Annotated in this window: 10 protein-coding genes; 7 read left to right on the top strand and 3 right to left on the bottom strand. The window is 69.8% G+C overall.

What is annotated here, in order from left to right; translation table 11 throughout:
- Positions 1–8 precede the first annotated feature (8 nt).
- From ribH to AB0L71_RS02290, 6 genes are all read left to right on the top strand, one after another.
- Positions 9–494, top strand: coding sequence for a 6,7-dimethyl-8-ribityllumazine synthase (gene ribH / locus AB0L71_RS02315; RefSeq protein WP_365236945.1), 486 nt, complete (start codon positions 9–11; stop codon positions 492–494).
- 35 nt (positions 495–529) lie between these two features.
- Complete coding sequence (locus tag AB0L71_RS02310; RefSeq protein ID WP_365236943.1) at positions 530–802, top strand: phosphoribosyl-ATP diphosphatase; 273 nt, start codon at positions 530–532, stop codon at positions 800–802.
- 79 nt (positions 803–881) lie between these two features.
- Positions 882–1,730, top strand: coding sequence for an ATP phosphoribosyltransferase (gene hisG / locus AB0L71_RS02305; protein WP_365236941.1), 849 nt, complete (start codon positions 882–884; stop codon positions 1,728–1,730).
- Positions 1,731–1,764: 34 nt separating this feature from the next.
- Positions 1,765–2,229, top strand: coding sequence for a PH domain-containing protein (locus tag AB0L71_RS02300; RefSeq protein WP_365236939.1), 465 nt, complete (start codon positions 1,765–1,767; stop codon positions 2,227–2,229).
- Positions 2,230–2,413: 184 nt separating this feature from the next.
- The gene (locus AB0L71_RS02295; protein ID WP_365236937.1) at positions 2,414–3,787 is read left to right on the top strand and encodes a hemolysin family protein; all 1,374 of its coding nucleotides are present in this window, start codon (positions 2,414–2,416) and stop codon (positions 3,785–3,787) included.
- Positions 3,784–4,881 (top strand): hemolysin family protein, encoded by a 1,098-nt coding sequence (locus AB0L71_RS02290; protein WP_365236935.1) that lies wholly within the window; start codon positions 3,784–3,786, stop codon positions 4,879–4,881. Before AB0L71_RS02295 ends, AB0L71_RS02290 begins: the two co-directional genes overlap by 4 nt.
- A gap of 139 nt (positions 4,882–5,020) precedes the next feature.
- Here AB0L71_RS02290 and AB0L71_RS02285 read toward each other — a convergent pair whose 3' ends face one another.
- Both AB0L71_RS02285 and AB0L71_RS02280 read right to left on the bottom strand, forming a co-directional pair.
- The gene (locus AB0L71_RS02285) at positions 5,021–6,928 is read right to left on the bottom strand and encodes an AAA family ATPase (RefSeq protein ID WP_365236933.1); all 1,908 of its coding nucleotides are present in this window, start codon (positions 6,926–6,928) and stop codon (positions 5,021–5,023) included.
- 356 nt (positions 6,929–7,284) lie between these two features.
- The gene (locus tag AB0L71_RS02280) at positions 7,285–7,917 is read right to left on the bottom strand and encodes a hypothetical protein (RefSeq protein ID WP_365236931.1); all 633 of its coding nucleotides are present in this window, start codon (positions 7,915–7,917) and stop codon (positions 7,285–7,287) included.
- Between the two features lie 177 nt (positions 7,918–8,094).
- Between AB0L71_RS02280 and AB0L71_RS02275 the strand changes: the two genes are divergently transcribed.
- Positions 8,095–9,483 (top strand): peptidase C39 family protein, encoded by a 1,389-nt coding sequence (locus tag AB0L71_RS02275; RefSeq protein ID WP_365236929.1) that lies wholly within the window; start codon positions 8,095–8,097, stop codon positions 9,481–9,483.
- A gap of 842 nt (positions 9,484–10,325) precedes the next feature.
- On the opposite strand, the gene AB0L71_RS02270 is transcribed toward AB0L71_RS02275, so the two are convergent.
- Entirely contained in the window at positions 10,326–11,588 is a 1,263-nt protein-coding gene (locus AB0L71_RS02270; protein WP_365236927.1) for a DUF418 domain-containing protein, read from the bottom strand.
- Between the last annotated feature and the right edge of the window lie 128 nt (positions 11,589–11,716).

The following is an 11,716-nucleotide window of genomic DNA, read 5'->3' as shown; positions in this document are numbered from 1 at the left end:
GGAGAACCATGAGTGGCAAGGGCGCACCCGAACTGTCCGTACGCAACTGCGGTGACCTGCGCGTGGCGGTCGTCGCCGCCCAGTGGCACGAGAAGATCATGGACGGCCTCGTCGACGGCGCCCTGCGCGCCCTGAACGAGCTGGGCATCGACGAGCCCACCCTGCTGCGCGTACCCGGCAGCTTCGAGCTCCCCGTCGTCGCCAAGGTCCTGGCCGGCCGCGGCTACGACGCGGTCGTCGCCCTCGGCGTGATCATCCGCGGCGGCACCCCGCACTTCGAGTACGTCTCCCAGGGCGTCACCAACGGCCTGACCCAGGTCGCCGTCGACACCGGGGTCCCGATCGGCTTCGGCGTACTCACGTGCGATAACGAGGAGCAGGCGCTGGACCGGTCCGGTCGGGAGGGGGCCAACGAGGACAAGGGGTACGAAGCGGTCACCGCCGCCGTCGCCACCGCCGCCACCCTGCGCACCGTCAGCGAGCCCTGGCGCTGAACGAGGGTCTCGGACCCCGTAGTCTAGGGACCATCATGGCGAACAAAACCTTCGAAGAGCTCTTCGCCGAGCTGCAGCTCAAGGCCGCCAACGGCGACCCCTCCACCTCCCGCACCGCAGAGCTGGTGGACAAGGGGGTCCATGCCATCGGCAAGAAGGTCGTCGAGGAGGCCGCCGAAGTCTGGATGGCCGCCGAGCACGAGAGCAAGGACGCCGCCGCCGAGGAGATCTCCCAGCTGCTGTACCACGTCCAGGTGATGATGGTCGCCCGCGGGATCTCTCTCGAGGACGTCTACGCCCACCTCTGAGCCCGACCCGAGCACCCCGTAGCCGGCCGCAGGCCCGCACACCCGACACGATCCCTCCTCGCAAAGGAAACCTGAGTTCATGCTGCGCATCGCCGTCCCCAACAAGGGTTCACTCTCCGGGCCTGCGATGGCGATGCTCCATGAGGCCGGCTACCAACAGCGCAAGGAGTCCAAGGAACTCGTCCTCGTCGACCCCGAGAACGAGGTCGAGTTCTTCTACCTGAGGCCGCGGGACATCGCGATCTACGTCAGCTCCGGCCGCCTCGACATCGGCATCACCGGCCGTGACCTGCTGCTGGACTCCGGCGCCGACGCCGAGGAGATCCTGCAGCTCGGCTTCGCCCGCTCCACGTTCCGCTACGCCACCAAGCCCGGCACGGCGCAGGGGCCGCAGGACTTCGACGGCAGGACGATCGCCACCTCCTACGAGGGCATCGTCGCCAAGCACCTCGCCGACTCCGGCGTCAACGCCTCCGTCGTCCACCTCGACGGCGCGGTCGAGACCGCCATCGAACTCGGTGTCGCCCAGATCATCGCCGACGTCGTGGAGACCGGCACCAGCCTGCGCAACGCCGGACTCGAAGTGATCGGCGAGCCGATCATGACGTCCGAAGCCGTCGTCATCCGCCGCACCGGCGCACCGGACGACGATCCCAAGGTGCAGCAGTTCCTCCGCCGCCTGCAGGGCGTCCTGGTCGCTCGCAGCTACGTGATGATGGACTACGACTGCCGCGTCGAGCACCTGGAACGCGCGGTCGCCCTCACCCCGGGCCTGGAATCGCCGACCGTCTCCCCACTGCACCACGAGGGCTGGGTCGCGGTCCGTTCCATGGTCGAGGCCCGCGAGGCCCAGCGGATCATGGACGATCTCTACGACCTCGGCGCCCGCGCCATCCTCACCACCGCCATCCACGCCTGCCGCCTCTGACGGCCCGGCATCACCCGGAAGACAGAAGAACGCCATGTCCGCCCCCGCCGCGCGGCCCGAACTCCCCGCGCTCCCGGTCACGTTCCGTCCGACCCGAACCCGGGTGGTGCTGCTGACCGTGGGGGCGGCGATGTTCGTCGTCATCACCGTCATCGCGCTGAGCCTGGAGCAGCTGAGCGCGGGGGAGCGGTCCAGCTTCATCTTCACCGCGCTGTTGTTCTTCGGCGTGCTCGCGCTGCTCAGCCGCCCGAAGGTGGTCGCGACCGAGGACGGGGTGACGGTGGTCAATCTCACCCGGACACGCCGGCTCTCCTGGGCCGAGATCCTCCGGGTCAACCTGCGCGTCGGCGACCCGTGGGTCTTTCTCGACCTGAGCGACGGGACCAGCATGCCCGCCCTCGGTATCCAGCCGGGGATCGGCAAGCAGCAGGCCATTCGCGACGCCGGTGCGCTCCGCATCCTGGTCGAGGACCACGGCACGGGCCGGGACAACGGCTGAGCCCCCTGCCCCGTACGGTGCGTTCTTGATTACTCTGGAGGACGGTGGTGTTCTGTACGCCCCGCCCCGCACGAGAGGCTCATCAGGCCGGCGGGGCCTTCCTGCGACCCGAGGAGTGACTCCTTCCAGCAATGGACGGATCGTCCGGTAGTACCTGCGCCGCCCCTGCCCAGGAGGCGGCGGCATGACCATCCCCCTGCTGCTTCTGAGCGCAGCATTCCTTCTCATCCTCGCCAACGGATTCTTCGTGGCAGCCGAGTTCGGGCTCGTCACGGTGGAGCGGCCGGACGCCGAGCGCGCCGCAGCCGAGGGCGACCGGCGGGCCCGCACCGTCGTCGAAGCCCTCAGGGAACTCTCCTTCCAGCTCTCCGGCACCCAGCTGGGCATCACCATCACCTCACTGGTCGTCGGCATGCTCGCCGAACCGGCGCTCGCCCAGTTGCTGAACGGCCCCCTCGCCGCGATCGGTCTGCCCGACGGCGTCGTGTCCGGCATCAGCGTGGTGATCGGGATGACGGTGGCCTCGGCCGTCCAGATGGTGATCGGTGAACTCGTGCCGAAGAACTGGGCGGTCTCCCGCCCGCTGGAGGTCGCCCGCTTCGTTGCCGGTCCCCAGCACCGGTTCTCCGCCGCGCTCCGGCCGGTGATCAGCCTGCTGAACACCGTCGCCAACCGCCTGGTACGCCTGCTGGGCGTCGAACCCACCGACGAACTGGCCTCCGCCCGGACCCCCGGCGAACTCGTCTCCCTGGCCCGCCACTCGGCCGAGGCCGGCACCCTGGAGCAGGACACCGCGGATCTCTTCGTGCGGACCCTGTCACTGGCCGGACTCACCGCACAGCACGTCATGACCCCACGGGTCAGGGTCAGCGCCCTCCAGTCCTCGGCAACCGCTCAGGACGTCCTCAACCTCACCCGTGCCACCGGCCTCTCCCGCTTCCCCGTGTACCGGGAGCGCATCGACGAGGTCGTCGGCATGATCCACCTCAAGGACGCGCTCGCCGTGCCCGCGGAGGACCGGCTGCGCACCTCGGCCGGCCGGATCGCCATACCGCCCCTCCTGGTGCCGGAGACCCTGCCGGTCGGACAACTGCTCCAGCGGCTGCGCAACGAGCAGCCGATCGCCGTGGTCGTCGACGAGTACGGCGGTACCGCCGGAGTCGTCACCCTGGAGGACATCATCGAGGAGCTCGTCGGCGAGGTCAGGGACGAGCACGACGCCGTCGAAGGCGCCGACCGGCCCGAACCGACCCCCGCCGCCCCCGAGGACGGCCGCCCGGCCTGGGACGCCGACGGCAGCTGCCGCGTCCTGACCCTGCGCCGGATAGGACTCGACGTACCCGACGGGCCGTACGAGACCGTGGCCGGCCTCGTCGCCGACCTGCTGGGACGCATTCCCGCGCCCGGCGACCGGGCCGAGCTGCCCGGATGGCGGATCTCCGTCCGCCAGGTCGGTCACTACCGTGCCGAGAAGGTCCGCTTCGTCCGCACGGGCGAGGCGGCCGGTCCCCTCACCCGGACACCGATGACGAGGGACGCGCTGGAGGCCGTGCGATGAGCCTGGTCCAGTTGCTCTTCGCCGCACTTCTGGTGCTGGCGAACGGCCTCTTCGTCGGTGCCGAGTTCGCCCTCGTCTCCGTACGGCGCAGCCAGATCGAACCCCTGGCGGCAGCCGGGTCCAGCCGGGCCCGCCGCACGCTGTACGGCCTGGAGCACCTGCCGCGGATGATGGCCGCGGCCCAGTTCGGCATCACCGTCTGCTCGCTGACCCTCGGCGCCGTCGCCGAGCCGACCGTCGCCCGTCTCCTGGAGCCGGTCTTCCACGCGGTCCACCTGCCCGACGGCCTCGTCCACCCGCTCGGCTACGTCCTGGCACTCGTCTTCGTGGTCTTCCTCCATCTCGTGATCGGCGAGATGGTCCCGAAGAACCTCGCGATGGCCGCACCGGAGAAGACCGCGCTCTGGCTCGGCCCCGGCCTCGTCGGCTTCGCCCGCGTCTGCCGCCCGGTCACCTCCGCACTGGGCGCCTGCGCCCGGTCGGTGCTCCGGCTCTTCGGCGTCGAACCGAAGGACGAGGTGGAGGCGGTCATCACCAGCGAACAGCTCAACCGGCTCGTCGAGGACTCCGGGCAGGCCGGACTCCTGGAGCCGGAGGCGCAGGAACGGCTGGAGGACGCACTGGAGCTGGGCAGCAGACCCGTCACCGATGTGCTGCTCAGGCGGGCCTCCCTGGTGACCGTGGATCCCTCCGTCACCCCGCGCCGGATCGAGGAACTGACCGTGCGGACGGGTTACTCGCGCTTTCCCGTGTGCGCGGAGGGCGGCGGCCCGTTCATGGGCTATCTGCACGTCAAGGACGTCCTCGAACTGGAGGACGGCGAGCGGGCCGTTCCCCAGCACGTGTGGCGCCCGATGGCGACCGTCCGGGCCGAACTGCCCCTCGACGACGCCCTGACCGTGATGCGGCGCGCCGCCACGCATCTGGCGCAGGTCGCCGACGCGTCGGGCCGGATCCTGGGCCTGGTCGCCATGGAGGACGTGCTGGAGATGCTGGTCGGTGAGGTACGCGACCCGGCTCACCGGGTCTCGGTACCGCGCCGGACGGCGGAGACGACGACCGGCTACGGCGAGCTCGCCGCGTCGGTCCGTTAGTCGGTCGGTCAGGGGGCGTCCGACGGATCCCGCCGTGCGCCCGCAGGGCGTCGCGCGCTCGCGGCGGGATTCCTCGGACCGGCCCAGGCCTTCGCGCTCCGACCGGCCCGGCCCGTATGGCCGACCGTCCGGACCGCTCTCACAGGGGCGGCGGCTCCTGCGGCCCCCGGCCCACCGGCCCGCGGCCGGAGAGCACTTCGCCGTAGGCCTGCATCAGGTCCGGCAGCCGCAACGTGGCCAGATCGTCCCGGCTCGGGACGGCCGTACAGCCGGAGAGCCGCAGATCACGGTAGGCGCAGCTCTTCTCGTACAGGGTGCGCAGGAACCGCCCGTTGCCCAGCTCGTCGATCCAACCCTGTTCGACCACATGGCCGCTGATCGAGCGCAGCTCCTCCAGGGACTCCTCGTCCCAGGCATCGCCGTTCTCCGCCGCCAGCACCTCTCCGATGGCCGTGAGCTCCGGCGGGCGGTAGCTCGGGAAGTCCACCCGGGTGGTGAAGCGTGAGGAGAGCCCCGGATTGGTGGCCAGCAGCCGGTCCATGCCCTCCGGGTAGCCCGCGAGGATGACGACGAGATGGTCCCGGTTGTCCTCCGCGCGTTTGAGGAGGACCTGGAGGGCCTCGTCGCCGTATGCGTCCCCCTTGCTGTAACCGGTGTTGGAGAGGCTGTACGCCTCGTCGACGAAGAGGACCCCGCCGAGCGCCGAGTCGATCAGCTCATTGGCCTTGACGGCCGTCTGGCCGAGGAACTCGCCGACCAGGTCCGCCCGTTGCGCCTCGACGAGATGGTCGCCGCCCAGCAGACCGAGTGCGTAGAAGACCCGGCCGAGGATGCGGGCCACCGTGGTCTTGCCGGTGCCCGAAGGGCCGGAGAAGACGAAATGGCGCTTCGGAGGCTGCACCGGGAGCCCCTGGCCGGCCCGCAGCCGTGCCATGTTCAGCTGCGCGGACAAGGCCTTGACCTGGCGTTTGACGGGCTCCAGGCCGACCATCCTCTCCAGCTCCGTCAGCGCCTCGGCAAGCAGCACCGGATCACTGGGCCCGGCCGGGAAGGGGACCACCGGCTGGCCGGGCACCGCGGTCTTCCGCCGCGCCCCGCCGGACGGCGGCACCCCGATCCCCATGAGCCCCGGGGTCTCGCCGCCCGGCCGCAGCTCCCGGCCGTCCGCGAGCCCGGTGCCGACCGGCGCGTCCCCGTCCGGCTGCGCCTCCGTCACCGTGTCCGAGCCGAACCCGCCCAGGGACACGGTGGTCAGGCCGATCGCCTCGTCGCCCTCGTCGAGACCGTCGTAGTCCGCGATCGCGGCGAGCCGGGCCGAGGTGTCCATGAACGCCGGGTCGATCCGGTGCACCGCACGGTAGAGCGGCAGGGCGGCCGCGCTGCGGCCGGTTCCCTCATGGGCGCGTGCCAGCCAGTAGCGCAGTTCCTTGCGCTGCGGCTGCTCGCTGCGGCAGCGCATCAGCGCGGCGGAGAGCAGGGGCTCCGCCTGGCCGTACATCTCCAGCCGAACCCGCGCCATCCCGCCGAACAGCCCCGCCTCGATACCGAGTAACGGGTCGTCGATCAGCTGATCGGTGTTGCGGACGAGCTGTTCCCAGTCCTTGACCAGGTAGGAGCGGCAGGCGTGCAGAAAGCGCACCTGCGGGTCGGTGTCCACCGGCGGCAGACCGGCCAGCGCGCGGTCCAGCTCGGGCACATGGCGGCCGTCCAGCCAGTGCGAGGCGTGCGCGAGCAGGAGGTCGCGTGTGCTCTCCAGCACCGGCTGCACCCACCAGCCGAGCCAGTACCAGGAGTTGAGCGTGCGTCGATGGCGGGCGCGCTGTTCACCGAAGCGCTCACGGTGGCGGTACATGCGCAGCAGCGCCGTCGTGGTGTCGACCCTGAGGGCGTGGAGGCCGAGCCAGCCGTCCGCCATGCCGGGATCGATCCGGACCGCAGCCCGGAACTCCTCCTCGGCCTGGGGGTAGGCGCCCATCGTGTAGGCGTCCACGCCGCGCAGCCAGGCGAGGTCGGCCGGGGCCTGCGCACCCTGTGTGCCGATGTCCATCTGGTCCCCCACAAACCGTGCCACCAGGATGTCGCGCCGCACGGCCTGCCCGCCGAGGCATGCCGAATCGCCGTGCCACGCACGGCACTTGACCGCACCGGGAGGCATCGTACCTGCGCAGGGAGTGCGCGACTAAGAGGATCGCAGGCCGAAGGATGACCGTGACCGAGGGTGAGCGGAATCCGTCGAACAGGTGACGGGCAACGGGAGTGAGGGCAGAACGAAGCCCCCGATCACGGGGGAACAACCGGGGGCTTCGTGTTTGTGGAGGCTTCGAAAAGCCGCACATTGAGAACGTAAGACCTGTACCGCCCCCGGGTCAAGCGGAGTTGGGGCACTTCCGGGCCGTTTTCTCATCACTCATCACGACGGCCCAAGTGTTCACTCTCCGTGACGAGATGGTTCGCTCGTGCTGCCTTGACGGGCCTATCCAGCCACTTGTATCCCACTGGCCCCTGCAGGATCAGAGTTTCTGCGTGAGGGCGCGAAGGATCGGCCGAGAAATGCTCCGTCTCGGCCGCCGTCCACCCGTCCCAGAAGGCGGAAAGTGCCGGTCCGTCCCGGCGGCGGCCGCGCTCCCAGGACTCCGCGGCGGCGAGGTCCATCCACAGCAGCCGGGCCAGATGCGGCCGCAGTGCGCGACGGCCCGCCCCGACGCCCTCGATCAGGACGACCGGTGCGGGCTCCAGGCTGCGCGGGGCCGCGAGCGTCCGCGTGCTCCAGTCGTACGGTGCGTAACGCGCGCACTCGCCGCGCGACATCGGCTCGATCACCTGCGCCTGCAGCCGGTCCACCCAGGCGAAGAAGGAAGCGTGGGTGGCCAGGTCGTCGAGGTGCAGTACGGGGGCATCGCCGAGCGCGGCCGCGAGACGGGACGCGAAGGTGCTCTTCCCCGACCCCGCGTGACCGTCGACGCCGATCAACCGCACCGGTCCGCAGGACGGCGCCAGGGTGCGGAGTCGGGCGGCGAGGGGCGAGAGGTCGTTCATGTGCCCAGCTTATGGACAGATGAGAGGGAAGCGCAGGTCACGCCAGTGGACCAGACCAATATTGGTTGCCCCGGTGCGGCCCGAATCACTGGCCGAATCGGGCCGCAACCCGTAATAGTTGGCGCACTGTCGTGCACCTGCCGCCCCATTCCGCTGACGACCGGGGGTCTTTTGCCCATGAACAGTCCGACCTCGCGCAGGACCGTGCTGAACGCCGCGATCGCGGCCGCTGTCACCGCCGGCACGGTGTCCACCGCCAACTCCGCAACCGCCGCCGCTCGGTCCGCCGCTCCGGAGGCGGCCGCCCCGCGCTCCGCCGCCACGGATGGAGCCGCCTCCCTGGTGGACAACCACTTCTGGCACACGTACACCGACTGGCGCTGTGGTTCCGGCGCCGGGACCCGGGCCGTCGCGGGCCGCCGGCCCGGTCTGGTGATCGGCCACGCCGAGGGGGTCACCGACTACACCGACCCGCACACCGGCCAGACCGCCACCTGGGAGTACGCGACCTGGACCTCGCCGGTCCACCGGTCCGCCGTGCCGGCGACCGAGGTGATCGCCTCGTGGAACGCCGACACCCCGGCAGGCACCTGGATCCAGATCGAGCTCCAGGGCAGCTATTCGGACGACACCGCCACGCCCTGGTACGTGATGGGCCGCTGGGCCGCGGGCGACGGGGACATCCGCCGGACGTCCGTCGACGACCAGGGCGACGGCAAGAGTTCCATCTGGACCGACACCTTCTCCGTGGACGACGCCGCGAGCGGGCTGCGGCTGGTCTCCTACCGGCTGCGGCTCACCCTCCACCGCACCCAGGGCACCCGCGTCACGCCCACCGTCTGGCGGGTCGGCGCGATGGCGTCCGACATCCCGGCCCGTTTCACCGTGCCCGCCAGCACCCCCGGCCTCGTTCGGGAGCTGCCGGTGCCGCGGTACTCGCAGAACGTGCATGTGGGCCAGTACCCGGAGTACGACAACGGCGGCGAGGCCTGGTGCAGCCCCACCTCCTCGCAGATGATCATCGAGTACTGGGGGCGCAAGCCCAGCGCCGAGGACCTGGCCTGGGTCGATCCCGCCCTGGCCGACCCGCAGGTCTGCCACGCCGCCAGGTCCACCTATGACTACCAGTACGAGGGCTGCGGCAACTGGCCGTTCAACGCCGCGTACGCCGCGACGTACGACGAGCTGAGCGCGGCGGTGACCCGGCTGAGCTCGCTGACGGACCTGGAGACGCTGATCCGGGCGGGCATCCCGGCCATCACGTCGCAGTCCTTCCTCAAGGAGGAGCTGACCGGCGCCGGGTACGGGACGTCGGGCCACCTGATGACCGTGATCGGGTTCACCGAGGACGGCGATGTGATCGCGAACGACCCGGCCTCGCCGAACAACGACGCCGTGCGCCGGGTCTACAAGCGCCAGGAGTGGGAGAACATCTGGCTCCGCACCAAGCGCTACGACGCGAACGGCAGGGTCAGGAGCGGTACGGGCGGCGTCTGCTACCTGTACTTCCCGGCGCACCCGACGCCGAGTCAGCGCCGGGTCCTGAAGTCGTTCGGCCTGCTGTGAGCAGGTGCGGCGCCACGGCCGCCTCCACCACCTGACGGCAGCGTTCCCGACCGTCCCGGGTGAAGGGGCCGTACTGGTCCACCGTGACCTTGATCGAGCGATGTCCGAGTCGGCGAGAGACTTTCGTGGATGGACACGCCGCTCGTCGAGGTCACGGTGGTCCATGTGTGTCGCACGTCGTGCGGGTTGTATTCGGGTAGCCCGAGCCTCCTGATGGCCCGATCCCGCGACTTACGCAGGAGATCGGGGTAAGGCAGGCCGCCGCTTGCGTTGCGGACCGGAAGTCCTTCGACGAAAGGCTGAAGGGAAGCGGGCACGGGTATATCGCGCCACTCACCTTCTTTTCGGTGCTTCAAAGGGGCATACCGGGCTGTGCACCTTCCATCGGTCCCCTTGTAGCGAATCACCTCCCTCCTTATTCGCAGGGTGCCGCCGTGAACGTCTTCGGTGAACACTCCCAAGGATTCCCCGATGCGAAGTCCGCAACAGGTCGTGAGCCATGTGGCGGGAGACAGGCGAGGGCCGATCTCCTGAGCCAGGGCTGCGATTTCTTCGAAGCTGGGAAGGCTCCTGTCATCGACAGGGATGACAGGGTTGTCCAACTTCTCGGCCTGCTTCACCGGGTTGCCGGATATCTGCCTGTGACGTGCAGCGTGGGTGAAGAGGGCTGAAAGGACGATGTGGCGGGACTCGATCGTATGGAGGGCTGCCCCCTCCCGGTGCCAACGCGCGTACAGGCCCTCGATGTCTTCGCCCCGCCCGGCCGGGCGCGCACGGTGCTCGCGGTCGCGGGACACCACACCCAGTTGCAGTGGCGTCTGCCAAGTTGGCCCGCGCGACGTCTACTTGATGTGCCGTGCGGGCCGGGTGGCAGCATGGAGCAGGTACTCCAGGGGGCCACGCCGGAACAGGCGGGTCCACACAGTCGCCAGGAGTGTGGTGACCGCGATGAAGCCGAGCAGCACTGGCAAGGCAGACATGGTCGTGTCCTCGATCACGGCCACGTGCCAAACGTCGGTGAAGAACCAGAGGGCGACGATGTGCAGGACGTACGCAGTCAGTGCTGTCATGCCTACCGTTGCGACGGGCGTGGCCAGGCGTGTGAGGCGCGGCATTCGGTCGGCGACGGTGAGGCACGCGACCACCGCTACGAGGGCGACGCCCGTGTTGCCGAGGATGGAGAAGGTCGTCTGGCTGTGTGGTGCGGCCACCAGCAGCCAGGCGAGCGGGGTGCCGTCCTCGGGTTCGCCGATGGTGTCGGACCACCACGCGGACGACGCGGAACCGCTGGCCGTGGCGGCCGCGACCGCGGAAAGCGTGTGAGGGACCAGCCGCAGGGCCAGCCAGGAGCCTCCGTAGCCGAGCAGGGCGAGGACCGCACCGGTGAGGGCCAGCCGGGATCGAATACCCGACCGAGTGAGGTCGAGTCGGGCAACGGCCATACCCGCGACCAGGAACGGCGTCCAGGTGAGGATCGGATATTCCCCGGTGAACATCAGTTCTACAAGGCCGTCCGTGCCGCTGATCCGGGCCAGCGGGTCCCGGGCCGCGAAGGTCTCCGCCCAGTTCCCTTCCTCGATCGACTTCCTTACCACGTAAAGGACTTGGGGCAGGATCAACGCACCTGCGGCGGCGATGAGCGCGAGCGTCCTTGCCCGCAACCGGTACAAGGGAAGGACGGTCAGGAAGAGCAGCCCGTAGAAGCTGAGGATCACGTCGACTTGAGTGTCCAGGGAGGTCAGGGCGTAGCCGAGCGCGGCCAGGACGACGGCTCGGATCACGATCCTGACCACTGCCTGACGGCCGGAACACCCAGTCCGTGGGTGTGGACGGCCGGTGATGATGACGAGCGAGAAGCCCGCGAGCAGCGCGAAGAGCGCGGAGGAGCGGCCCCGCGCCATCTCCAGCAGGAACCCCACCGGTCCGCCCACAGTCACGTCGGGGCCGACATGGGCGGAGTACATGCCGAAGACCGCGAGCCCACGGGCCAGGTCGATACCGATCAGTCGGCCCGTCGGCTGCCTGTCGAGCGAGGCGAGGGAGGGATCCGCCTCACGCTCGTGTGACACCTGTGTCGGCACAGTCGGCGGTGCAATCTGCGTCATATCTTCAGGGTTGACCGAGTACCGGTCCGAGTCACCCTGCCGGGATTCCGAAGGCACCCCGCCGACCGGCTGCAGTCACCCCCGCCGACCGGCTGGAACCGCGCGGCCAACTGATGCGAAACGCAGCC

This window comes from Streptomyces sp. NPDC052052 (genome assembly GCF_040680455.1).
In the GTDB taxonomy this organism is placed as follows: domain Bacteria; phylum Actinomycetota; class Actinomycetes; order Streptomycetales; family Streptomycetaceae; genus Streptomyces.
This window is presented reverse-complemented; position numbering and strand designations above follow the sequence as displayed.